Annotated in this window: 21 protein-coding genes and 1 pseudogene; 10 read left to right on the forward strand and 12 right to left on the reverse strand. The window is 73.1% G+C overall.

The window, feature by feature from the left end; translation table 11 throughout:
* Window positions 1-11: 11 nt before the first annotated feature.
* Window positions 12-497: a hypothetical protein gene (locus tag AW27_RS33120; protein WP_157840259.1), complete on the reverse strand. Its 486-nt coding sequence runs from the start codon at window positions 495-497 to the stop codon at window positions 12-14.
* Window positions 498-591: 94 nt separating this feature from the next.
* Here AW27_RS33120 and AW27_RS33125 point away from each other — a divergent pair, with 94 nt between their 5' ends.
* The 3 genes from AW27_RS33125 to AW27_RS33135 all read left to right on the forward strand — a co-directional run bounded on the left by AW27_RS33125 (window position 592) and on the right by AW27_RS33135 (window position 2,378).
* The gene (locus AW27_RS33125; protein ID WP_037922631.1) at window positions 592-1,023 is read left to right on the forward strand and encodes a GNAT family N-acetyltransferase; all 432 of its coding nucleotides are present in this window, start codon (window positions 592-594) and stop codon (window positions 1,021-1,023) included.
* 199 nt (window positions 1,024-1,222) lie between these two features.
* Complete coding sequence (locus tag AW27_RS33130; protein WP_037922634.1) at window positions 1,223-1,708, forward strand: zinc ribbon domain-containing protein; 486 nt, start codon at window positions 1,223-1,225, stop codon at window positions 1,706-1,708.
* 262 nt (window positions 1,709-1,970) lie between these two features.
* On the forward strand, window positions 1,971-2,378 hold the full coding sequence (locus AW27_RS33135; RefSeq protein ID WP_037922636.1) for a PPOX class F420-dependent oxidoreductase: 408 nt from the start codon (window positions 1,971-1,973) through the stop codon (window positions 2,376-2,378).
* Window positions 2,379-2,491: 113 nt separating this feature from the next.
* On the opposite strand, the gene AW27_RS33140 is transcribed toward AW27_RS33135, so the two are convergent.
* The 3 genes from AW27_RS33140 to AW27_RS33150 form a co-directional block, all read right to left on the reverse strand.
* Complete coding sequence (locus tag AW27_RS33140; protein ID WP_037922638.1) at window positions 2,492-3,721, reverse strand: GNAT family N-acetyltransferase; 1,230 nt, start codon at window positions 3,719-3,721, stop codon at window positions 2,492-2,494.
* Window positions 3,722-3,819: 98 nt separating this feature from the next.
* Window positions 3,820-5,199, reverse strand: coding sequence for an eCIS core domain-containing protein (locus tag AW27_RS33145; protein WP_078556547.1), 1,380 nt, complete (start codon window positions 5,197-5,199; stop codon window positions 3,820-3,822).
* A 435-nt stretch (window positions 5,200-5,634) separates the two neighbouring features.
* Window positions 5,635-5,829, reverse strand: a complete 195-nt coding sequence (locus tag AW27_RS33150) for a hypothetical protein (RefSeq protein ID WP_037922640.1) — start codon at window positions 5,827-5,829, stop codon at window positions 5,635-5,637.
* Between the two features lie 552 nt (window positions 5,830-6,381).
* Between AW27_RS33150 and AW27_RS33155 the strand changes: the two genes are divergently transcribed.
* The 7 genes and pseudogenes from AW27_RS33155 to AW27_RS33185 all read left to right on the forward strand — a co-directional run bounded on the left by AW27_RS33155 (window position 6,382) and on the right by AW27_RS33185 (window position 13,297).
* Window positions 6,382-7,014 carry a MarC family protein gene (locus AW27_RS33155; protein WP_037922642.1) on the forward strand — a complete coding sequence of 211 codons (633 nt, stop codon included), beginning with the start codon at window positions 6,382-6,384 and terminating at the stop codon, window positions 7,012-7,014.
* Window positions 7,015-7,165: 151 nt separating this feature from the next.
* Complete coding sequence (locus AW27_RS33160; RefSeq protein WP_037922644.1) at window positions 7,166-8,443, forward strand: C15 family peptidase; 1,278 nt, start codon at window positions 7,166-7,168, stop codon at window positions 8,441-8,443.
* A gap of 194 nt (window positions 8,444-8,637) precedes the next feature.
* Window positions 8,638-9,756, forward strand: a complete 1,119-nt coding sequence (locus AW27_RS33165; RefSeq protein ID WP_037922647.1) for a mechanosensitive ion channel family protein — start codon at window positions 8,638-8,640, stop codon at window positions 9,754-9,756.
* A 147-nt stretch (window positions 9,757-9,903) separates the two neighbouring features.
* A pseudogene (locus tag AW27_RS33170) lies at window positions 9,904-10,358 on the forward strand (DUF4291 family protein).
* A 126-nt stretch (window positions 10,359-10,484) separates the two neighbouring features.
* A complete protein-coding gene (locus AW27_RS33175; RefSeq protein ID WP_037922649.1) occupies window positions 10,485-11,498 on the forward strand; it encodes an SPFH domain-containing protein in 1,014 nt (337 codons plus the stop codon).
* Window positions 11,495-12,391, forward strand: coding sequence for an inorganic polyphosphate kinase (locus AW27_RS33180; protein WP_037922652.1), 897 nt, complete (start codon window positions 11,495-11,497; stop codon window positions 12,389-12,391). Before AW27_RS33175 ends, AW27_RS33180 begins: the two co-directional genes overlap by 4 nt.
* A 246-nt stretch (window positions 12,392-12,637) precedes the next feature.
* A complete protein-coding gene (locus AW27_RS33185; RefSeq protein ID WP_037923136.1) occupies window positions 12,638-13,297 on the forward strand; it encodes a maleylpyruvate isomerase N-terminal domain-containing protein in 660 nt (219 codons plus the stop codon).
* Between the two features lie 92 nt (window positions 13,298-13,389).
* Here the strand turns inward: AW27_RS33185 and AW27_RS33190 are convergent, their stop codons facing one another.
* The 8 genes from AW27_RS33190 to AW27_RS33225 all read right to left on the reverse strand — a co-directional run bounded on the left by AW27_RS33190 (window position 13,390) and on the right by AW27_RS33225 (window position 22,260).
* On the reverse strand, window positions 13,390-15,453 hold the full coding sequence (locus AW27_RS33190; protein ID WP_052030729.1) for a protein kinase domain-containing protein: 2,064 nt from the start codon (window positions 15,451-15,453) through the stop codon (window positions 13,390-13,392).
* A 126-nt stretch (window positions 15,454-15,579) separates the two neighbouring features.
* Window positions 15,580-16,344 (reverse strand): restriction endonuclease, encoded by a 765-nt coding sequence (locus AW27_RS33195; RefSeq protein WP_078556551.1) that lies wholly within the window; start codon window positions 16,342-16,344, stop codon window positions 15,580-15,582.
* Window positions 16,345-16,489: 145 nt separating this feature from the next.
* Window positions 16,490-16,855 (reverse strand): STAS domain-containing protein, encoded by a 366-nt coding sequence (locus tag AW27_RS33200; protein ID WP_052030731.1) that lies wholly within the window; start codon window positions 16,853-16,855, stop codon window positions 16,490-16,492.
* 23 nt (window positions 16,856-16,878) lie between these two features.
* The gene (locus AW27_RS33205; RefSeq protein WP_037922654.1) at window positions 16,879-17,337 is read right to left on the reverse strand and encodes a response regulator; all 459 of its coding nucleotides are present in this window, start codon (window positions 17,335-17,337) and stop codon (window positions 16,879-16,881) included.
* Window positions 17,334-18,938, reverse strand: coding sequence for a sensor histidine kinase (locus AW27_RS33210; protein ID WP_063890594.1), 1,605 nt, complete (start codon window positions 18,936-18,938; stop codon window positions 17,334-17,336). Before AW27_RS33210 ends, AW27_RS33205 begins: the two co-directional genes overlap by 4 nt.
* An 83-nt stretch (window positions 18,939-19,021) precedes the next feature.
* A complete protein-coding gene (locus AW27_RS33215; RefSeq protein WP_078556555.1) occupies window positions 19,022-20,314 on the reverse strand; it encodes a PP2C family protein-serine/threonine phosphatase in 1,293 nt (430 codons plus the stop codon).
* Between the two features lie 163 nt (window positions 20,315-20,477).
* Entirely contained in the window at window positions 20,478-20,954 is a 477-nt protein-coding gene (locus tag AW27_RS33220) for a MarR family winged helix-turn-helix transcriptional regulator (protein ID WP_037922656.1), read from the reverse strand.
* Window positions 20,955-21,054: 100 nt separating this feature from the next.
* Window positions 21,055-22,260 carry a PP2C family protein-serine/threonine phosphatase gene (locus tag AW27_RS33225; RefSeq protein ID WP_236647666.1) on the reverse strand — a complete coding sequence of 402 codons (1,206 nt, stop codon included), beginning with the start codon at window positions 22,258-22,260 and terminating at the stop codon, window positions 21,055-21,057.
* Between the last annotated feature and the right edge of the window lie 35 nt (window positions 22,261-22,295).

The following is a 22,295-nucleotide window of genomic DNA, read 5'->3' on the forward strand; positions in this document are numbered from 1 at the left end:
CCCCTGCCCGGTCAGGCCGCGCGCGGCACCACGCGCGCGTTGTCGACGTACAGGCACAGGGCGCCGTCCTCGGGGCACCGCAGACCGACCGAGATGCTCCGCAGTGTTCCCTCCGCGGTGAAGGCGAGCGCAACCGCGACCTGGAACACGTCGTGGCCGGCGGGGCACTGCGGCAGGTCCGCCGGTGCGTGGCCCGGGCCCGGCGAGGCGGTCGGCAGCGGTGCCGCCGTGGGTTCGAGCCGCCACGGGTAGGCGCTCGGATGCACGCCCCCGTCCGCGATGCCGAGCGGTATGCAGCAGCCCACGCAGAAGCATTCGCCCGCGGCGACCTCGAACTCGCGTTCCTCGCCACCGCACGGCACGCACCTGGCGAGCAGGGCCTCCACGCGCCCGCCCGGCTCCGTGCGGGCGGCACGGCGCACCAGGAGCAGTGCGTCCCCGGGCCCGGCGCAAGGCTCACCCGCCGTTCCGTACATCCATGCGGTTCCATGATCCATAACGTGGATCCTCGCACGCCGGTTCCGCGCGGTGATCATGCGGAGGGTCGAAAACCAGCGGTGGAGGGGTGGCCGGAACTGCTTGGATGCGGCCATGACCACTGACCTTCCCGCCGAGTACGAGATATCCGCCGACACCTCGCGGATCGATGCCGCCCTGGTCCACCGATGGCTGTCGCAGGACGCGTACTGGGCACGCGACCGGTCCCGGGAGAAGCAGGACCGGGCCATCGCGGGCTCCCTGAACTTCGGCGTCTACGAGCGGGCTTCCGGCCGGCAGGTCGGCTATGCCCGCGTGGTGACCGACAAGGCCGACTTCGCGTGGCTGTGCGACGTGTACATCTCGCCCCAGGCGCGCGGCAAGGGGCTGGGCACCGCACTGGTCGGGGCGGTGCGCGAACACCTCGCCCCGTACGGCCTGCGCCGCGTCCTGCTGGCCACGGCGGACGCGCACGAGGTCTACGCCAGGAGCGGCTTCACCCCGTTGGACGTTCCCGAGCAGTGGATGGTGCTGAGCCGTCCGTGAGCCGCCGGGGCAACGGTGATCCGCCGCCTCGGCGCCACCGTCCGCCGGGGAACATCCGTCCACGTGGTCCTCCACCGCGGTGCCTTCCCCCATGTGATCGACGTCCGACGCCGCCCGGCGGGTTCGCCGCGGGTGGACGGGTGAGAGATCATGGCGTGGTGCGGTGCGGTTCGGCTCGGGTGTGAAGGAAAGACGGTCTGTGCGGGAGGCGAAGTTCGTCACGGTCGCGGAGCTGGTCGCGGCGGCGGCGCTGGGAGAGAGCGGCGCGCTGTGGCGGCTGGAGGTGGCCGACCGGCAGCTGGACGCGAACCTGGTGCGCCACCTGCCCGGAACCGGCGGGTCGGCGTATGTCGAGGACGAAGTCGACGTGATGCTGGTCGTCGTCGCGGGCGACGGCACCCTCACCCTGGACGGCACCACGTCCCGGCTGGCTCCCGGATTCCTGGGACTGCTGCCGAGGGGGGCGTCCCGGGCGCTGCTGGCCGGCTCCGAGGGGTTGCTCGTGCTCACCGTCCACCGCAGACGGCGCGGCATGAGCATCGGACGATCCACCCCCGGGGTCGCGCCCGAACCGTGCGCGCTGCACCTGGTCTGCGAGCGGTGCCACCGGCACGCCATCGAGGCGGACGCCCGCTACTGCAGTGGTTGCGGTACGGCGCTGCCGGACCGCCGCGAGGCCCGCTAGTGCGATGTTCGTCCATCCGGGCCGGGGGAGCACCCGCACCCGCAGATCTGACCCGCCCGCCGCGAAGTCGCGACCGCCTTCTCCGGCTGCGGTGCGACGTCGAAGCGCTCCCCCGCACGTGACCTGACCGGACAGGACACGGCAGGGCAAGCCGTGCCGTCACACTGAGTGCCGCCGTCACGGGACTATGGTGACCCAGGGTCAGATGTTGTCGGGTTCCGTGCCGCGCGCACGGGACGCCCTTCCGGAAAGGCTTGCGCCCGTGTCTGCTGCACTCTCCGATGATCTGAAGCGCATCATCGATGATTCCCCCATGTTCGCGACGGTGGCGACCATCCAGCCCGACGGCAGCCCGCAACTGTCCGTGACCTGGCTCATGCGCGACGGCGACGACCTGCTCATCTCCACGACCGAGGGGCGCAGGAAGGAGCAGAACCTGCGCCGTGACCCGCGTATCACCGTGATGATCAACCCGCCCGACGCGCCCTACACCTACGCCGAGGTGCGCGGCACCGCCGAGCTGACCACGCAAGGCGGTCAGGAGCTGATCAACGAGCTCTCGCGCAAGTACACCGGCAAGGACTACCGGGACTTCAACCCCGCCTCCGTCGACGACGCCACGCGCGTCGTGGTCCGGGTCGTCCCCCGCAAGGTCGTCGGCTCCATCTAGCCGGCAGGCTCCGCGGACGCCCCGGGCCGGGGTGGCCCGGGACGGCACGCCCGCCTCGGCGACCCGGCGCCACGCCCTCAGGGCTTCCCTGGGCGAGCGCCGGCCGTTCACCACTAGTACGGCAGGTAGTAGCTGAGCACGTCGGCGGTGAGCGGCGGGAACAGCGCCTGGAACAGCTCCTCGTCCGCGGCGTAGACGTCGGGGCGGATCCGGCTCAGGCCTTCGATGCCGTGCGGTCCGAAGAGCAGGGCGGCCAGATGGTCGGGGGCGACCCCCGCGCCGCCCACCGCTCCAGGCGACTGCATTGCGCTGCCAGTGACGACCTCTGCGAGTCCGTCCTCGAGAACGGGAATCCGGTAGTGGGCGCCGAAGGTGGAGACGACGATGTCCCGGCCGGTGTGGTCGATCCCGGCGGTGGCCAGGCGCTGCCGGAACAGCGGGCGCAGCCGGTCGAGCAGCGCCGCGACATCGGGGACGCGGATGTAGTACTGCTCCGCGCTCCGGCGCGGTTCGGGTTCGATGCACTCCCGCCAGGCGCCGTCCGTCACGGTGCCTGCCCGATGGACGATCCGCACCGGGCCGCCGGGTGCCAGGGCGGCGACACCGCTCAGGAGGCTCCGTGCAGCGGACTCGTCGCGTGCCGCGGCCTCGGCCAGGAGGATCCCTTCGCCGGCGGACGTGGTGCGCCCGGTGGCGATGACCGCGCCGTCCTCCTCCAGGACCCGCAGGCTGCTCGACTCGTGGTCGAGGAGCCATCGCCAGCACGCCGCGGAGTGGGGCACGGTCACGTCGAAGCCGCGCTGGACCGAGGCCTGCAGAGCGGCCATGGAGGCGATGTCGGAGGGCCGTGCGGCGCGCAGCGTGGCCCGGCCGTCGCCCGCTGGCACGGTGTTCACGCGGAGCGCCTGCGGTACGTCGATGGCGTACTCGTAGCCGAACCGCCGGTAGAAGTAGGGGATGCCGATCATCACCTGGACGAGGTGACCGCGGGCGGCGGAACGCTCGTGGGCCCAACGCATGAGCGACCTGACGAGCCCGCGCCCCTCGTACGCGCTATCGGTGGCGACCAGCTCCACCTGACCGGCGGGAAGACGGATCCCTCCGATGCGCACCTCCTCGTCCAGGAGCGTCGCGGTGGACACCACCCGGTCGCCGTCGACGACCACGGCACAGGCGGACCAGCCCGCGTCGGGATCGGTGACGACCAGCCGGTGGTCGACGGCGTCGTCCGGATCGCCGCGCTCGGACAGGAGCGCACCGATCCGGTCGAGATCCGCGGGCCGGGCCTCGCGCAGGACGAGGCCGTCGGCCAACGGAACAGCTGCGGAGTCATTTTTGATCATGGTCACGGTCAGACAGTGGCACCGCCGGCCCGTCCCGTCCAACGGGTTTCGCGCGGCCCGGCGGCGACCGGGGGGTACGTGGACCGCAGGACGGCTTCTCAGACGGCCAGTTCCTGCGGGACCGCCGCGCCGGGCAGTTCCCGTCCGGACCTGTTCTTCACGAGTTCGACGTTCTCGACGAACAGCTGGAAGAGCAGCTGGCTCGCGCCGAGCTCCCGGCCGTTCTTGCCGTTGTTCCCCTGCGCGATACCCAGGCTGTACGGTTCCTTGTCTTCGGCCTTCACCCCGATGTACCCGCCCAGGGTGCCCTCGTTCGCGTTCGCGTTCTGGTAGGCCCCGCCGCTCTCGTTCGCCTTGCGGATCAGGTCGTTCTTGTAACCGGGGCCGAGCGCCATATGGCGCTGGTCGAAGAGGAGTTCGTGGGCGCCCGGTTTCAGGGTGAACTTCAGCTGGACCGCGTAGGGTTCACCCTGGGTGTCGTAGTATCCGTCGGCCTGACCCTGGTCGCCGAGATGGGCCCCGATCGTCATCCCGGTGTAGCCCCTCTGCCGGAACTCCTTCGCCGTGCCCTGACCGCCGGCTATGTACGTCGTCATCTCGTTGCGCGCGCTTTCGTTACCCCAGTAGTCCAGGGCGCTCTTCGCCTCGTCGAAGCTCATGGAACGGTACAGCTCCATCCGCCCGGAGCCTTCCGGCATTGCGGCCAGAGCGTCCAGGAGCTTGGGGCCGACGGTGGCGATGACCTCATCGATCTTGCGCGGAGGCTTGCTGGCCTTGAACCCCCTCGCGCTCTTCTTGGATGCGGCGATCTGCGCGGACTTCGCCTTGGCGGCCGAGCTGCTGGATCCGCCCATTCCCGCCTTGCCCTCCCAGTACTCGACCGTCAACCGCTCCTGGGGGTCCTCGACGCGCTGCACCGCGGGGCGGGAACCGGCTGCGGCTGTCGGTGCCGCTTGGCGCTGGACGTCCGCGGCGGCCCGGTGGCCGGGTGTCATGACCCGGCTCGCGTTCGCCTCGGCCTCACGCTCGAACCGGTCCGACGGGTCGGAGACCTTCAGGCCCGCACCGTTGTCGGTTCCCGCGACCGGCCCCCGGCGCTGCTGGATGACGTGGGTGAGTTCGTGGGCGAGGGTGTGCTGGTCGCCGCCGCCGGCGCCGATGACGACATGGCTGCCCGAGGTGTAGGCACGGGCACCGACTTCGGCCGCCGAGGCCTTGGCGGCGCCGTTGTCATGGATGCGTACGTCGGAGAAGTCCGCGCCGAGCCGGGCCTCCATGTCGGCGCGGGTGGCATCGTCCAGGGGGCGTCCCGGAGCGCGCAGGACGTCGTGAACGGCGGACCGCTGCACGGCGTGCCGTTCGGGCTGCTGGTGTCCGCATCCGGCGGTGTGCCGGTGCTCCTCCTGGTCCCGGTCCGCGGCGGCCCGTCGGAGCATCTGTACGACTGCGGCGTTGCCCGCGCTCGCCTGCAGTCCCATCAGCCCCGCGGGCGCCGCGGGCGCCGGCTGAGGGGCCGCGGAACGGCGGGAGGACAGCAGCGATGGGTCGTCGGTCTTCCGCGCCGTTCGGGAGTGCCTGGGACTCACGCGATCGCCTTCTCATACGTCGGGGAAACCGCGTCGCGCGGTTGCCGGGCCACACCCCTCAAGGACGGCCACGCGTCGCGACCAGGGGTTCTGAAGCATTATCAGCTGATGTCCCGACGTGAAGCCATGGATCGCGGCCGGGTGCCGGCTCTCTGCCCGGACATGCACCGGTCCGTGCAGCGGAGGTGCCCTTTCAGGCAGACCCGCCGGGCCCGGACCGGTCCGTACCTGCCGTGGCGCATGCCTCCCCGCTCTCCTGCGGACACGGTCGCGCGCGGGTCCGGGCGCGCACCCCCGCCCGCCCGGGGCCGATGCCTCCACGACCGGCTACGTCAGGTCGCTCGCCACAACGCGTACGGTCTCCACCCAGGGCGGGGGAGTGGGCGGATCCTCTCCGACCAGTGAGGCGATCAGGCGGCAGGAAGGCATCTCGTCCGGCCACGGTGTGTACCCGTCGCTCAGCACGACCACGACGTTCGGCCGGTCCGGCAGGGCCAACGCCGCACCGATACCGACCCGCATGCCCGTGTCCCCGCCGCCGGGGCCTGGCGCCAGTCGACGGTGGGCTCCAGAGGTTCCTCGGCCCGGCGGGCCCAGCCCTCGGGGACCCGACCCCGGGTGCGCGGGTGGGCGCGTACGGCCTCGGCGGTCTGCCGGGCAACTCGATCCATTCCTTCCAGCTTCCCGACCTGACCGGTGGACTGCGGCCCTTGCGTGATCCGGACGCCCCAGAAGGCGAGTGACCAACAGCCGAGGGCCTGGCTGGGTAACTCCACCTCTCAGGCGTCTGTCCGCCGAATGCGTTCCCGGACAGCGGCGCGGTCGGTGCCGAGTCGTGCCATGAGCTCAGCCACAGGGTCCGGCTGCTCGCAGTCACCGGCGTCCGGCGCCCGGCCAGGTCCGTGGCGGAGAGGGGCGCACGGGACCGGCCGCTGCTCCGCAAGAGTGGGCGCGGTGCCGAGGGCGCCGGTCCGTCACCGGGCGGGCACGGAGGAGAGGCTGCGCTGGGACGACACCTGCGGCGCGGGGCGCCGGTGGTGTCCTCCGCTCCACCCACGGCAGAGAGGTGACCGCATGAGCACACTCGAACTCACGGTCCAGGCGACGATCACGATGCTCGTGCTCGTCGACCCCTTCACCCGCGGCATCTTCTTCCGCATGCTCACCGAGAACGAGCCCGAGCGGCGCCGCGCATACGTCCGCCGCATCATGCTGACGATCGCCGTCACCCTGGGCGGGGCCGCTCTGGTGGGCCGCGAGGTCCTGGACCTGATCGGCATCAGCCTGGGGGCCTTCAGCCTGGCGGGCGGACTGGTGCTGGCCCTGATGGGCTTCGAGATGCTCTACGGAGGTGAGCCGTCCCGTGCGCAGGGCGGTGCGCCCGCCCACGAGCCGCCCCCGCCGCAGTCGGCGGAAGGCTCCATCGTGGTGCCCTACGCCATTCCCTTCATGGCGGGCCCGGGGGCCATCACCTCGGCGATCACCATTGCTTCGACAGGGGACGGCTGGTCGGGTCCGATCGCCGCCCTGATCGCCGTCGGCATCACCGTGGCCCTGGTTCCGGTGGGGCACCTGCTGCTGGCCGACCGGATGAACATGTCGGCCCAGTCCATGGCCATCATGACCCGGTTCGGCGGCCTGTTCGTGGCCACCATCGGCATCCAGCTCATGCTCGGCGGGCTCACGACCTACTTCGGCATCGGCTGAGCCGTCACCCCTGCGGGCGGTCGCGGGGCGGCGGGGGGAGTCGGGGCATCCTCGCCTCCGATCGCCTCGACGCGCGCGGCCCGGCCGGGGAACGCCCGCTGCGGCCAGTGCGTCTGGTGAGGGTCGAAGTCGCTATGTAATGTCACATCGCATGACGCTCTTACGTCGCGCGGCATCGGCCGCCGCCCTCCTCCTCACCGTCCTCCCGGTCACGCTCGCCGCGCCCGCACCCGCTGGCGCCGCCGGCACGTCCGCCTGCCGCCCCCCGGCCTCCGGTCCGCTCGACGCCGAGCAGTCCCGGCTCGCGGACAGCCGTACCACGGCCCTCATCGAGCGAGCCGGCTTCGCTGATTTCGTACGGAGGTTCCCCGCTGCCCTGTGCACGGCCCGCGGTCGCGCCGAGTCCGAACGGCTCCTCGACTCCTGGGGCCAGGCCCTCTGGCAGGCCTCGGTACGGCGGGCCCAGGGGCAGCGTCCCGGAGGCGACCTCGCCCCCGGGGACGACCGGCCGCTGTACTGGGCGCGGCTCGCGATGACCGCGGCGCTCGCCCGCTGGCAGCCGGAGTTCACCGTCGACAAGGCGGCCCTGCGCGCCCGCTTCGAAGACGCCTCCCGGGGCCTCGTCGGCAACGCCTTCAGGACGGCACCCGGCGTACGGAGGATCTTCATCAGTGGATTCGACCCCTTCGGGCTCGATGCGGAGATCCGCCGCGCCAACCCGTCGGGATCGGCCGCCCTCCAGCTGAACGGACGGCGCGTCATTCTCGCCGACGGCACCCCGGCCGAGATCCGCGCCGTCGTCCTGCCCGTGCGGTACGCCGACTTCGACGCCGGCATGGTGGAGCGGGCCTTCACCCCGCAGCTGACCGAGGGCCCCGCCCAGGCCGACATCATCACCACCGTCAGCCAGGGCTACCCCGGCATCTTCACCCTGGAGGACTGGGCGGGACGCGCCAGGTCCGCCGACCCGTACCCGGACAACGCGCGGGCCCTCTCCGGCGGCACCCGGGAGCGTCCGGTGACGGCCCCCGGCCTCGGCCCGGGGCCCGAGTTCATCCGCACCACGCTGCCCGCCGAAGCGGTGACCGCGGCCGTGCAGACCCCCTACCCGGTCCTCCTCAACAGCGACGTGACCGAGATCCCCGCGGGCGGCACGGCCCCCGTCGACCGGACCGACGGCCCCACGCCCGGCTCACGCGCCGTCGCGGGCGGCGGGGGCGGCTACCTGTCCAACGAGGTCGCCTACCGCTCCAACCGGCTGCGCGCCGGACTCGCCCCGCACCTGCCCGGCGGCCACCTCCACACCCCCGTGCTCACCGGCCTTCCGACCGACCCCCGGCTGCTGACCGGCCCCGAGTTCGAACGCAACGAGACCGCGATCACCGCGGAGGTCCGCGCGGTCCTCGAACAGGCGGCCGTGCGAGGGTAGTCGTGGCCCCGCCTGCGGTGCGTCACCCCGTCATGGGGCAGGATGGCAGCCCGTTCCGGATGCGTACACACGCCCGAACACGGCCTACGCCACGACGAACTGACAGGTGACAAGGTGACGACACGCCTCCTACGACGTCCGGCGGTGTCCGCCGGCGCAACCCCCGGCCGGCGGCGCGCAGCCGGGGAGGCCCGTTGAACCGGGATCTCCTCCTGCACGACTGGCTGGCGGCGGGCATCGCCCTGGCGGCGGGCGCCGCGGCCGGACTGCTGCTGCGCGCCCTGCTGCGCTGGCTGGGGAGGCACGCCGAGCGCACCCGCTGGCGCGGCGACGACATCATCGTCGATGCGCTGCGCACCATCGCGCCGGGCGCCGCGCTGATCGCGGGCGCCGCCGTGGCCGCCACCACCCTGCCGCTCACCGCGCGCGTCTCGGGGTTCGTGAACCAGAGCCTGACCGCGCTGCTCATCCTCATCGCCACGCTCAGCACGGCGCGGGTCGTCGCGGGCCTGGTCCAGTCGGTGGCGGGGGCGCGTACCGGGGTGGCCGCCTCGGCGTCCATCTTCGTCAACATCACCCGCATCGTGGTCCTCGTGATGGGCCTCCTCGTCGCCCTGGAAACCCTCGGCGTGTCCATCGCACCCCTGGTCACCGCCCTCGGCGTGGGCGGTCTGGCGGTCGCCCTGGCGCTCCAGGACACCCTCGCCAACCTCTTCGCAGGCGTCCACATCCTCGCCTCGAAGACCGTCCAGCCGGGCGACTACATCCGGCTCACCAGCGGCGAGGAGGGCTATGTCGTCGACATCAACTGGCGCAACACCGTGGTGCGGAACCTGTCGAACAACCTGGTCATCATCCCCAACGGTCGCCTCGCGCGGACGAACATGACCAACTTCACCCAGCCGGAACAGCGATTCTCGATCCTGGTCCAGGTGGGCGTGGGCTACGAGAGCGACCTGGAGCACGTCGAGCGGGTGACCCTCGACGTCGTCGACGGCGTGATGGCCGACATCAACGGCGCGGTCCCCGACCACGAGGGTGCCGTCCGCTTCCACACGTTCGCGGACTCACGCATCAACTTCACCGTCATCCTGGGTGTCGGCGAGTTCAGCGACCAGTACCGGATCAAACACGAGTTCATCAAGCGCCTGCACCGGCGCTTCCGTGCCGAGGGCATCTCGATCCCGGCTCCGACGCACACCGTCGCCCTTCAGCACGACGGGCTCCCGGCGCCGATCCCGCACGCGGCCGTTCCCCACCAGCGCGCGTCCTCCCCGCCGACCCCCACGGAACTGACGGACGCGCGCACCTGACACCATGTCCGGGCCTCCGGGCCTCCGGGCCTCCGGGCCCGCCGCCCCCGCTCGCCCGCCGGGTGCGCGGGGGCTTCCCGACGGGGCCGGGTGGTGGCCGCCGAATGTGGATTGCCAGGGAAGCGGCGGTTCGGCAGGGTACGTCGCATGGCATCCCTCTACCAGATCCGCGCCGACTATGATGCCCGCACGATCGTGGTCTACCAGGCGTACGGTCCCGCCATCGCCGACGCGGCGCTGCGGGCGGGTCGCTTCGCCGCACCGTTCTCCTTCCACAGGATGACGTGGATCAAGCCGTCGTACTCACGACGGCGGAGCCAACGGCCCTGGCCCGAGCGGCGGTACACGTCCAGTGGGACCCGGAGCGCTCCTCCCGCGGAGCGGCACTCAACCACTACAGCATCCAGGTGGGCATCGGCCGCCACCTGATCCGTACGTTCAACGACGAATGGATCGTCGGCATCACCGACTGCACGCCCGCCGTCCGCAAAGCCGCGGCCCTGATCCGAAGCGGGCAGGCGGACAAGGCCCGGCGGCTGCTTCCCCCGGAGCGCGGCTACCCGCTGCCGCGGGCACTGGAGGGCATCTGTCCGAAGGGGTGACGGCAGCCCTGCCGCTGCCGACGCGGGCGGCAGGCCCCGGCCGGCATCGCCGCCCCTTTCTCGTCCCCTTGACGATATGAGGCGGCTCCTCTTATCGTCGCAGTGACGACATTGAGGGGGTTCTCCATGGCCGACATCACCCGGCGCTTCGGCTGGCGGCACCTGCGCTCCGCGCCCACCGCCCACATCCGCCACCACAGGCGCGGCCGTATCGTGCACGACGGACGGGGGCTCAGCTTCTGGTTCCGGGCTCTCTCGGCCGCGCTCTCCGAAGTGCCGGTCGACGACCGAGAGCTGGCCATGGCCTTCCACGCCCGCACGTCCGACTTCCAGGACGTCGCCGTGCAGGCCACCGTCACCTATCGGATCAGCGACCCGGCCGAAGCCGCGGAACGACTCGACTTCTCCCTCGACCCGGACACCGGGAGCTGGCGCGGGGCCCCCTTGGAGCAGATCGCCACGCTGCTCACCGAGACCGCGCAGCAGCACGCGCTGGACGTACTGGCCCGGACTTCGCTGGCCGTCGCCCTGGTGGACGGCGTCGCCTCGGTGCGGGCGAGCGTCACCGCGGGTCTCGCCGACGAGCCCAGGCTCCCGGCCACCGGCATCGACGTGGTGGCCGTCCGGGTCGTGGCGATCCGCCCCGAGGCCGAGGTGGAGCGCGCCCTGCGCACCCCGGCCCGCGAGCAGATCCAGCAGGAGGCGGACCGGGCCACCTACGAACGGCGGGCCGTCGCCGTCGAGCGGGAGCGCGCCATCGCCGAGAACGAGCTGGCCAGCCAGATCGAACTGGCCCGGCGCGAGGAGCAGCTGATCGACCAGCGCGGCACCAACACCCGCCGCGAGGCCGAGGAGAAGGCGGTTGCCGACGGCATCCGCACCGAGACCGAGGCGGCCCGCAAGGTCCGCCTGGCCCGCGCGGACGCCGAGGCGGAGCGCGAGACCGGCGCGGCCCGCGCCGAGGCCCAGGCCGCCTGGCTGCGGGTGCACGGCGAGGTCGACCAGGCCACGCTGCACGCCCTGGCGGCGACCCGGCTGGCGGAGAACCTGCCGCGGATCGACAGCATCACACTCTCGCCCGACGTCCTCACCGGGCTCCTCGGCAGGCTCGGGCGTCCGGAAGGAGGCTCGGGCGCGTGAGCCTGGCCCCGCGGGCGGTGATCGTGCACCGCAGGACCGAGTACGAGGAACTGCTCGCCCGGCACGGGACGCACGGGCAGGCCGCGTTCGCCCTCTCCAGCCGGGGCCGCACGATCGACGAGGTGCTCCGCCGCCACGACCGCGTACAACAGGCGCTGCGGGAGGTGGCCGCCGCCGTGCCGCTCACCTGGCGCAGCTCCCGCGTGGAGCGGGCGGACCTGGACCGGTTCCTGTTCGCCCCGGAGGACGTGGTGGTCGTGGTCGGCCAGGACGGCCTCGTCGCCAACACCGCGAAGTACCTGCACGGACAGCCGGTGGTCGGCATCGACACCGAACCGGGACGCAACCCGGGGGTCCTGGTCCGCCACCGCAGCTCCGACGCACCCGCACTGCTGCGCGCGGCGTCCGCCGGGATCCCGGCGGACGAGCTGACCATGGTCGAGGCCGTCGCCGACGACACCCAGCGCCTCCTCGCCCTCAACGAGATCTACCTGGGCTCGCCGGGCCACCAGACGGCACGCTACCGCCTGGGCTCCGACGGCGACACGAGCCCGGGGGAGGCCCAGGCGTCCTCCGGGGTGCTGGTGGGCACCGGTACCGGTGCCACCGGCTGGCTGCGCTCACTCTGGCTGGAGCGCGGCAGCCGACTGCGCCTGCCCGCACCCTGCGATGCGCGGCTCCTGTGGTTCGTCCGGGAGGCATGGCCCTCTCCCGCCACCGGAACGACGAACGTCGCCGGTGAGCTGGCGCGGGGACAGGCACTGCGGCTGACCGTGGAGTCGGACCGGATCGTGGTGTTCGGCGACGGCATGGAGAGCGACGCCCTGGAGCTGACCTGGGGCCAGAGCGTCCGGCTGGGCATCGCGGAAACATCGCTGCGCCTGGTGACCTGAGCACCCCGCCGGCCGCAGCCAGGGCGCCGGGGCTCGGGGGCGCGACCGCCCCCGAGCCCCGGTCGACAGACCGGCCCGGCCCGGCCCGGGACCCGGCCCGACGACCGGCGGCCACCGCGCGTCCGATGGCCCGACCCGAGCCGGCGGCACCCCGGTCCACCACCGACGGTGCCGGCCGGGAGGCACCCCCGCCGGACCGGACAGCCGTGCTGGTCCGCCGTGGCGGCGCCGCGCTACGGTACCGCCATGGGCCTGTTCACCCTTTCCTGGACGGCGTTGCGCACCGCGGTCGCCGAGATCCCGGACCCGGACTTCGTGCGGCCGTCGGGCTGCGCGGGCTGGCTCGTGCGGGACCTCGTGTGCCACTTGGTCATCGATGCCCAGGACGTCCTGATCACGCTCGCCACCCCCGCCGCGGCGGAGCCCACCGTCGACGCGGTGAGCTACTGGCGCGTCCAGGACCGGCCCCCGACCGGCGAGGACCCGCTCGACGCCCTCACCGTCCGGCTGGCCGCCGCGTACGAGGACCCGGGCCTGCTCCGCTTCCACCTCGACGACATCGGCTCCGCCGCCGGCCGCGCGGCCGAACTCGCGGACCCGCGGGCCCGTGTGGGAACCCGCGACGAGGTTCTCACCGTCTCCGACTACCTGGGCGCGTACGTCCTGGAGTGGACGCTGCACCATCTGGACCTGATCGCCCACCTCCCGGACGCCCCGACCCCGCCGCCCGGAGCGGGCCTGGCCCGCTCCCGCACCATGCTGGAGGAGATCGCCGGGACCGCGTTCCCCACGTCCTTCTCCGACCGGGACGCCCTCCTGATCGGCACCGGCCGCAGCGAGCCCACCGGCGCACAACGGGCCGCACTGCGCGGTGCGGCCGTGCGTTTCCCGCTCGTGCTGGGCTGACCCGCCCCACCGGGGGGCGGAGGATGCGGACCGGGCCCGCCACCGAGCCCGCCGCCCCGAGCGGGGCCGGCCCGCGGCGGCTTCGGCCGTCCTCAACTCCAGGACGGATGGCCCTCGGCAGCGTCGCCGGTCGTCAGCGCACGCTCGCCGGTCCCGTCCGCGCGCACGGCCCGGATCACGGGCTTCTCGTACGGGCCGCGGACGAAGGCCACCCAGGTGCCGTCGGCGGACCAGGCGGGGTCCATCTCATGGGCGCCGGTGGCCACCAGCTCACGATCGCCGCTGCCGTCGGCGCCCACGAGGCGGATGTCGCCCTGGGTGCCCGCGCCGTAGGTCCCGGCCGTGTAGGCGAAGGTGGCGCCGTCCGGTGACCACACCGGGTCGAGTGCCGGATGGGGCAGCCGGGTGACCTGCTGCGGGGCACGGTTCGGGTCGGCGGGGTCGACCAGGTGGATCTGCCAGTTTTCCGGTGCGGTCTGCAGGCAGACCGCGATGCTCCTGCCGTCCGGGGACCACGCCGGATCCTCGACCTGGCCCATGCCCGAGGTGAGCTGGCGGGCCGTGCCGTCGGCGACATCGACCACGAACAACTGCTGTACGCCGTTCTTGGCGCGCAGCACGGCGAGCCGGCTGCCGTCCGGCGACCAGGACACCCGGCCGCCGGCGATGGAGGTGATCCGCCGCGCGTTCGAACCGTCGGCGTTGGCGGTCCAGACGGCCGTCCCCTCCGAGGTGCTGCGGGTGAAGGCGAACGACCTGCGGTCGGGGGACCACTGGGGCAGGACGTCGCAGGCGCCCGCGTCCCCGGCCACGAGTTGCACGGGTTTCTCCGCGGCGGCGTCCCGGCGGGCGATGACGCCGTGGCAGGTCCCGGGCCAGCCCGGGGCGGTGTCCTGCCGGATCAGCAGGGGATCGGCCGGGAACGGGGCGGGCACGGGGGCGGAACCGGTGGGCGCGGCCGCACGGGGCTTGGAACCGTCCTCGGCCGAGTCCTTCCAGGGCTGCCACACCAGCACGCCGACGGCCGCGAGGGACGTCACGAGCAACGCGGCCACCGCTGCGCGGCGACGCCCGTCCCGCCCCGGAACCGCCCGCGCGGGCGCGGCGGCGGGGGAGAGCCGCTCGGCGGGGCCGGTCACGGTGTGCCGCTGCTCGGTAGGGGAGGACTCCCCGGCGGCGGGTCGGGCGGCATCCGGTGCTGGGAGGTCCCGCGCGGTGTCCGGCGGGTCCGCCGGCGGGTTGTCCTGTGCGGTCGCCGGCGGGTTGTCCGGCGTGGTGGGACGCACCGCCGGTTCCGGGGGCGGGAGCAGTTGCGTCGCCGCCTCGGGCAGCCAGGACCCGTCCTCCGGGTGGCGGACGGTCAGTGTGGCGAGGAAGGCCGCCGGGGTGGGTCGTGCGGCCGGGTCCTTGGCCAGGCAGGCGCCGATGGCCTCGCGGAGTTCACCGGGTACCGCGGTCAGGTCTGGATCCTCGTAGACCACCTTGTAGTGCCTGGCGGCGGACGGGCCGTCGCCGAAGGGCGTGCCGCCCGCGGCCTGGGTCAGCACCACCCCCAGCGCGAACATGTCGACGGCAGGGGTGACCGCTGCACCGCCGGTGAGCTGCTCGGGTGCCAGGAAGCCCGGCGTGCCGACCTGCAGGCCGGTCTGTGTCAGAGCCGTTCCGTCCAAGGCGCGCGCGATGCCGAAATCGATGACGCGCGGCCCGTCCTCCGCGACGATGATGTTGGCGGGCTTGAGATCGCGGTGGATGACCCCCGCTCGGTGGATCGCCTCCAGCGCCTCGGCCAGGCCGGCGGCCAGGACGGTGAGCGTGTCCAGGGGCAGCGATCCGACGCGCGCGAGTACGGCCTGCAGGGTGGGACCGGGTACGAAGGCGGTCACCAGCCAGGCCGGATCCCCGTCCGGATCGGCGTCGACCACCGGCGCGGTGTGGAAGCCGCCGACCCGCCGCGCCGCCGCGACCTCGTCGGCGAACCTGCGCCTGAATCCGGGCTCGGTGCTCAGCTCCGGACGCACGACCTTGACGGCTACCGCACGGCCGGACTGGGAGCGGCCCAGGTAGACCACACCCATGCCCCCCTGGCCGAGCCGCCCCACCAGCCGGTACCGGCCCTCGCCGAGCGAAGTGGGATCACCCGTTTCGAGCGGCTTCATAAGTCCCCCGTCTCACACCTTGCGCGATGAACAGCCCCTCCTTACCCGCCGTGTCGACCGCCAGTCAAGCGAGGTCCCGGCCGTCGGGCTCGGTTCCGTCCACCGGGGTGCCGCTGCCGGCCGCCGTCACGGAGCGGTTCCCCGGGCGGGGGCGTGCGCGGCGGCGGGCGCGGGCTCGCCGGGGCCGGATTCCCAGGGGGCGGGCGCCCGTCCTTCGGTCCAGGCGGCCAGGCCCTCCCCGTCCACCCGTACGATCCGGCAGACATCGGCGTACTCGACGGCGGGCGCGGTGAAGGAGCTGGTCGTCACGATGACCGCCACGTCGGCCTCGTGGACCGCGAAGCAGGTGCCGCCGAAGCGCTGCAGATCCTGCGAGCCGACCCGGTTGCCCTCGGCGTAGTGCTTGCACTGGAGCACCACCCGCCGCCCGTCCGCCGTCGTGGCCAGGACATCGGCTCCCAGGTCGCCCGCCCCGCCGACCACCTCGACCGTTACGCATCCGTCCCGCGCGCACAGGGCGGCCACCGTGTGCTCGAAGCCGTCGGCGTCGACCGCGGTGTGGTCGAGCGCGTCACCCCCGACGTCGGGCAGGTCCACCGGCGGCTCCGGGTGCGCCGCGGGCCCGGGGGTGCGGACCGGGCGCCGGACCGGAGAGAAGCCCCATTTCGCCAGGAGCACGCCGAGCAGCAGCAGCGCGAGGGCGGCGACCAGGGCCGGCGGGAGCCCGCCCCCGCCTGCCCCGGCGGCGGCCTTCAGGAAGGCCGCGACGCCGCCGATGCCGGTGCCCAGCAGCCCGAGCGCGAGCACCGCGTCGCGCCCCAGGGATCCGGCGCGCCCCGGGTGTCCGGCTCGCCGTACGGACGCGGGAGCGTCCTCTTCGCGTGTGGTCATCACCCTTCCCCTCCCGCCCGGCACGCCGTGCTGCCCGCCCCGACCGGTGTCGGGACGGGCAGCACGGCGGACGCCGAAGTCTGTTCGACGCCCGTATGGCCGGGAATCCGGATCCCAAACCGGTCGGGGAGTCCCCGGGGCAGGTTCAGCCCCGGCGCGGCGGGACGGCCATGACCGCTCCCTCGGCGACGGTGGGTGCGGTGGCAAAGGCCAGGTCGGCGCCGGTGATCTCCAGGAGCCGGGCCAGCCGGCGCGGCACGGTACCCGCCAGGACCACCGGCCGGTCCAGGACGGCGGGTTGCAGCATGATGCCGAGCGCGGCCGAGTCGACGAAGGTCACCGCGGTGACGTCCAGGACGAACCGGCTGACACCGGGCGCCGCGGGATCCAGCGCGGTGCGCAGGTCCGCTACGGTGTCGATGTCGAACTCACCCGCCATCACGACGATGCGCACGTCACCGTCGGACCGGGTCTCGACATGACCGCGCGCCTCGGCATCGTGCGTGTCCATGCTGCTCACGTCCTTCTCCTCCGTCAGCCGGTGCGGGGCAGTTTGACCACGGTGACGAAGAAGTCGTCGATCTGCTGGATGGCCCGGATGAACTGGTCGAGGTCCACCGGCTTCGTCACGTAGGCGTTGGCGTGCAGCTTGTAGCTGCGCAGGATGTCCTCCTCGGCGGCCGAGGTGGTGAGCACGACCACGGGGATGTGGTTCAGCTCGGGATCCGTCTTGATCCGTTCGAGGACCTGCCGGCCGTCGTACTTGGGCAGGTTCAGGTCGAGCAGGATCAGATCGGGGCGCGGGGCGTTCGCGTGCTCGCCGCGGCGGTAGAGGAAGTCCAGCGCCTCCAGGCCGTCCCGCACCACGTGCAGCACGTTCCCTATTTTGTTGTCTTCGAAGGCTTCGCGGGTCATCAGCTCATCGCCGGCGTCGTCCTCGACCAGGAGGACTTCGGCGGGGGTGGCTTGGGGGCGGTCTGCGGGAGTGCTCATCGGCTGGTTCCTTGTGTGGGCAGGGGGGTGGGCGGCGCCGTGTCTGCGCCGGGCCCGGCGGTCCGGGGCGTCTCCGCGCCGACGGCCGCGGGGGTGGTCGCGACGGCGGCGTCGGGGAGGGTGAAGACGATCCGGGTGCCGTCCACGTGGTCGGTGTCGATCCGGATCCGCCCGCCGGCGTGCTCGACGATCTTCTTGCACAGCGACAGGCCGATTCCGGTTCCGCCGTAGGTTTCCCGACCGTGCAGCCGCTGGAAGATGACGAAGACCTTCTCGGCGAACTCGGCGGGTACTCCGATGCCGTTGTCGGTGACGGTGAAGGTGTGGAATCCCGCTTCCGCGGCGGGGTCGTCGACGACGGCGACCTCGACGCGCGGAGTTCGGTCGGGCGAGCGGAACTTGACGGCGTTGCCCACCAAGTTCTGCCACAGCATGGTCAGGAGGGTCGGGTCCCCCACCACAGCCGGGAGTCGCTCGGGACGGATGATCTCCGCGCCGCTCTCCTCCACTGCGGCCGCCAGGTTGCGCAGAGCCCGGTCCAGAGGGCCGTCCAGCGCGACCGTCTCCCGCGCGTCCTGTACGCGGCCCACCCGGGAGAACGCCAGCAGGTCGTTGATCAGAACCTGCATCCGCTTGGCGCCGTCGACGGCGAAGCCGATGTACTGGGCGCCGCGCTCGTCGAGCCGGTCCCCGTAGCGCTTCTCCAGCAGTTGGCAGAAGGAGGCCACCTTGCGCAGCGGCTCCTGGAGGTCGTGCGAGGCCACGTACGCGAACTGTTCCAGCTCGGCGTTGGAGCGGCGCAGCTCCACTGCCTGGGCGTCGAGTTCGGCGGCCGTGCGGTCGAGCCGCTCCGCATTGCGCCGCGAGGCGTTGAGCTCGGCGACGGTCCGGTGCCGCATCGCCTCCACCGCCCCGGCCAGGTCCCGCAGATCGGACGGGCCGCGCAGGGGGATCTCGTGGTCGAAGGCCCCGTCGGCCACGCGCTGGGAAGCGGTCCGCACCAGGGCGAGCGGCCGCAGCACCCCCACGTGGAGCAGGACGGCGAGGGCCGTTCCGGCCAGCAGGAACGCCACGGCGATCGCCATCAGGATGTGGTCGCGCTGCGAGCGCGCCTCTGCCAAGGTGGTGCGGGCGTCGGCCTGGATGCGGTCCAGGCGTGCCTGCTGCGCGGCGATGCGGCGGCGGACCTCGTCGAAGCGGTCCTTGCCCGCCTGGAGGGAGGGCGGTGCGGTGCCGTCCTCGACGGAGGCCATGGCCGGGGCCGCGAACTCCCCGCGCCAGGTCCGGGCCGCTGCCTCGACGGCCGCCAGGTCCTCGCGCACACCGGTGTCGTCGTCGAGGAGCGTGGACAGGTGGCGGACGGCTGTCGTTTCGTCGGCCAGGCCGCGTTCGTACGGCTCCAGGAGCGCGGGTTCGCCGGTCAGCAGGTAGCCGCGGACACCGGTCTCCTGGTCCAGGAGGGCCGTTTCCAGCCGCAGGGCGTCCCGCTGGGCGGGCAGGATCCCGTCGACGAGCCGGTTCCCGGCCGTCGTGGTGTGCGACAGGAGGGCGGCGCCGAGCGCGCCCGTCCCGACGACCATGACGGCGAGTACGACCAGCACGCCGGTCAGCCAGCTCCGGAGGCTCGGTCCTCGGCGCCCCGGGGTGCGTCCTCGGGGTGCTTCGGGCGGCTGTGCGGGGGAGGTCACGTGGGGGAGTTCCATTCCAGGTGGAGGACGGCGACGTCGTCGGCCAGGCCACCCCAGTCCGCGGCGAGGCCCTGTGCCGCCTGGATGAGGGTGTCGACGAACGGTTCGGCGGCGAGGCCGGCGTGGCGGCGGGCGATCTCCAGGAGGCCCTCCTCGTCGAGGCGGTCGGGGCCGGGACCGACACGCCCCTCGATCAGCCCGTCGGTGAAGAGCATCACGGCGTGGCCGGCCTCCACGGGTACGTCGGTGACGGGCCAGCCGGCGCCCCAGCCGGGCACGATGCCCAGCGCGGGCCCTCCCGGAACGGTACGCAGCTCCACACCGGCCGCGGAGCGGACCAGGAAGCCCGGGTGTCCGGCGCGTTGCACGCGGACGGTGCCGGTGCCGACGGGGCGGGTGAGGGAGACCAGTGTGGCGAAGATCTCCGGGCCGGAGCGCTCCGCCAGCAGGATCCGTTCCAGAAGTCCCAGTAGTTCGGCGCCCCGGGCGCCCGCCATGACGAAGGACCGCCAGGCTACCCGCAGGCACACGCCGAGCGCCGCCTCGCTGGGGCCGTGGCCCGACACGTCGCCGACGACGGCGTGCGTGGCCCCGTCGGGGGTCTGGACGACGTCGTAGAAGTCCCCACCCAGCAGCGTCTGGGCGCGCCCGGGATGGTAGCGGGCGCAGACACTGACGGCATCGGGCGCATCGTCCAGCAGTAACGGCGTGGGAAGCAGGCCGCGTTCGAGGCGTGCGTTCTCCTCGGCGCGGAGCCTGCTCGCCTGGAGGGCGACGGCCGCCAGTTCGGTGCGCTTGCGCTGGATCGCGTAGCGGATGGCGCGCATGAAGACGTCGGCTTCCAGACGTCCCTTGACGAGATAGTCCTGGGCTCCGGCCGCGACGGCGGTCAGGCCCGCCTGTTCCTCCGACAGGCCGGTCAGGACCACGACCGCGGCCTCGGCGGACACGGCAAGGACCTTTTCCAGCCCGTCCAGGCCCTGTGCGTCCGGCAGGTGCAGGTCGAGGAGGACGCACTCGGGCGCCTCGGCCTGCAGCAGCCGCAGTGCGTCGGCGAGGGACCGGGCCCGGCCGAGGCGGACCTCGATCCCGCTGTCCTCCACGAGCTCCTCGACGAGCACCGCATCGCCCTCGTCGTCCTCGATGAGCAGGACGTACGGAGGGATGCCGTTCCACAGCGCCAGCGAGTCGCCCGGCTGGCCGGAGGACGCGGGCCGGGGCCGGATCACCGCCTGCTGCGGTGCACGGGCGGCCGGGCGCTGGGCCCCGAGCCCGGAGATGCTCACCATGGCGTCGCGTCTGCCCCTTCTTGTTCGGACGGCGGACGCCCGACGGACGCCTGGCTCCGTCGGGTAAGCCTAGAGTGATCATTTGCCGGAAGGCAATATTTTACGAACTCAATGATTCTGCCATGCCGACGGACGGGCCCGGCACGCCCCCCGCGGCCGCCGGTCAGGCGCTGTCGGGGATCCGGGCCGGGGACGGCTGCCCGGCCGCCTCCCGGAACGCCGTCAGGCCCGCGGTCAGTGCGTCCACGGCCTCGGGTGCCATCCGGCCGAGCACCGCCGACAGCTCTCGTATCCGGATCTCGCGCCGCTCCTCCAGCAGCGCACGCCCCCGCGGCGTGAGCCGCACCTCCACCTCGCGCCGGCTCGCCGGATGCGGTGAGCGGGTCAGTAGCCCCATGGCCTCCAGCCGGTCGCAGAGCCGGGTGACCGACGGCGGACGGGCACCGAGCACGTGGCCCAGGGTCCGCAGATTGACGCCCTCGGCCCCCTCGACGGCGAGCAGAGCCCGCAGCTGCGACGGTGACACGGCGGGTTTCACGCCGTCCTGGCCCCTGGCATGCAGCACGGCGAGGAGCTCCGCCGCGGCGGCGAGGACCGCGGCCGGGTCCTCGTACGCGTCGGAGCGGCCGGGACGGGCCATGCCACCACTGTGCCACCCGCCCGTCCGGGCGGCCCACCCCGCGCCGCGGTCCGCCCCACCGCGCGGTCCACCCCGCGCCGCACCCCGTCCTGCGCCGCGCCTACCGCTCGACGCCGCCGGGCTGCGTACCCGGCCTGCCGTGCCAGTCCAGGCAGACGACCATCGCGTCGTCGGTCGCGTCCACACCGCCCCGGAAACCGGGCAGTTCCTCCAGCAGCGCGCGGGGCACCTGCGAGGGAGGCAGTAGCCGGGTGCTCGCGACCGCCCGGGCCAGGGCATGCAGCCCGTAGCGCTCGCCCGCCGGGGAAAGGACGTCGTAGACGCCGTCGCTCAGGAAGAACAGCCGGTCCCCGGGCAGGATCCGGAAGCGCTGGCAGGTGTAGACCGTGTCCTCGAACATCCCGAGCGGCAGCTGCGCCTCCAGCCCGAAGGGTTCCAGCGTGCCCCCGCGCAGCCGCCAGATCCGGGGCGACCCGGCGTCGATCACCTCGGCCTCGCCGGTGTCCAGGTCGAAGCGGAGCAGCAGCATCGCCAGGTGCAGCCGCCCCTGGTACTGGCCGTAGAGGGCCTGGTCCGCCAGCGCCGCCTGGTCGGCGAGGCCGAGTCCGGCCCGCCGGGCGTTGCGCAGGGCGCTGACGGCGAGACTGGTCAGCAGAGCGGCGTCGATGCCCTCACCCATGCCGTTGTTGACGGTCAGCGTCAGGTGGTCGGCGGAGGCCGACCAGTCGAAGCTGTCGCCGTGGATGGCGTACGCGGGCTCCAGCTGGGCCCCGAGGTCGTACTCGGGCCGCGAGCAGGAGCGCCCGGGTAGCAGCTGCCACTGCATCTCGGCGGCCAGGGTGAGCCGCCTCGCCCGGCGCGCCTGGAGGAAGAAGTCGGTGTCGCGGTCGGCGACGACGATCTCGTGGGCCAGCGCGTCCGCCACGTCCTGCAGCGGTCCGAGCAGTGCGCCGACCCGGACTCCGGCCGGGTAGCGGACGCTCAGGACCCCGATCCGGTCGCCGCGCACGCTCACCGGCAGGTGGACGGTGGTTCCGTCCGCCCCGGACACCACGTGCGGCTCCTGGGCGCCGAAGGCCCGGCCCTCGGCGCTGTTGTACGCCGACACGGAATCGACGGTGAAGGGCCGTGCCGTGACCGGCTGCAGCCGGGCGCAGGCGTAGTCCGCCATGAGCAGTTCCGCGCCGGCCGCCCCGTGGTCGCGGGTGAGGACACCGCGGACTTCCTCGAAGAGCTCGTGCGGCGCCGCCTCGCGCAGCCGGCGTTCCACGTTCCCGCCACCCTCGCTGTGTTCGCCTTCGGTCACCGGCCCCGCACCTGTCTTCCTCGCAACTGCCAAGA

Origin of the sequence: Streptomyces sp. PCS3-D2 (assembly GCF_000612545.2) — a bacterium.
In the GTDB taxonomy this organism is placed as follows: domain Bacteria; phylum Actinomycetota; class Actinomycetes; order Streptomycetales; family Streptomycetaceae; genus Streptomyces.

Excerpts from the sequence above, each read along its gene's own strand:
- AW27_RS33120 (WP_157840259.1), bottom strand. The coding sequence starts at position 497 with ATGGATCATGGAACCGCATGGATGTACGGAACGGCGGGTGAGCCTTGC.
- AW27_RS33195 (WP_078556551.1), bottom strand. The coding sequence starts at position 16,344 with ATGACCACACGCGAAGAGGACGCTCCCGCGTCCGTACGGCGAGCCGGA.
- AW27_RS33215 (WP_078556555.1), bottom strand. The coding sequence starts at position 20,314 with ATGGTGAGCATCTCCGGGCTCGGGGCCCAGCGCCCGGCCGCCCGTGCA.
- AW27_RS33175 (WP_037922649.1), top strand. The coding sequence starts at position 10,485 with ATGGCCGACATCACCCGGCGCTTCGGCTGGCGGCACCTGCGCTCCGCG.
- AW27_RS33205 (WP_037922654.1), bottom strand. The coding sequence starts at position 17,337 with ATGAGCACTCCCGCAGACCGCCCCCAAGCCACCCCCGCCGAAGTCCTC.
- AW27_RS33140 (WP_037922638.1), bottom strand. The coding sequence starts at position 3,721 with ATGATCAAAAATGACTCCGCAGCTGTTCCGTTGGCCGACGGCCTCGTC.
- AW27_RS33150 (WP_037922640.1), bottom strand. The coding sequence starts at position 5,829 with ATGCGGGTCGGTATCGGTGCGGCGTTGGCCCTGCCGGACCGGCCGAAC.
- AW27_RS33190 (WP_052030729.1), bottom strand. The coding sequence starts at position 15,453 with ATGAAGCCGCTCGAAACGGGTGATCCCACTTCGCTCGGCGAGGGCCGG.
- AW27_RS33185 (WP_037923136.1), top strand. The coding sequence starts at position 12,638 with ATGGGCCTGTTCACCCTTTCCTGGACGGCGTTGCGCACCGCGGTCGCC.
- AW27_RS33155 (WP_037922642.1), top strand. The coding sequence starts at position 6,382 with ATGAGCACACTCGAACTCACGGTCCAGGCGACGATCACGATGCTCGTG.
- AW27_RS33220 (WP_037922656.1), bottom strand. The coding sequence starts at position 20,954 with ATGGCCCGTCCCGGCCGCTCCGACGCGTACGAGGACCCGGCCGCGGTC.
- AW27_RS33125 (WP_037922631.1), top strand. The coding sequence starts at position 592 with ATGACCACTGACCTTCCCGCCGAGTACGAGATATCCGCCGACACCTCG.
- AW27_RS33160 (WP_037922644.1), top strand. The coding sequence starts at position 7,166 with ATGACGCTCTTACGTCGCGCGGCATCGGCCGCCGCCCTCCTCCTCACC.
- AW27_RS33200 (WP_052030731.1), bottom strand. The coding sequence starts at position 16,855 with ATGGACACGCACGATGCCGAGGCGCGCGGTCATGTCGAGACCCGGTCC.
- AW27_RS33145 (WP_078556547.1), bottom strand. The coding sequence starts at position 5,199 with ATGGGACTGCAGGCGAGCGCGGGCAACGCCGCAGTCGTACAGATGCTC.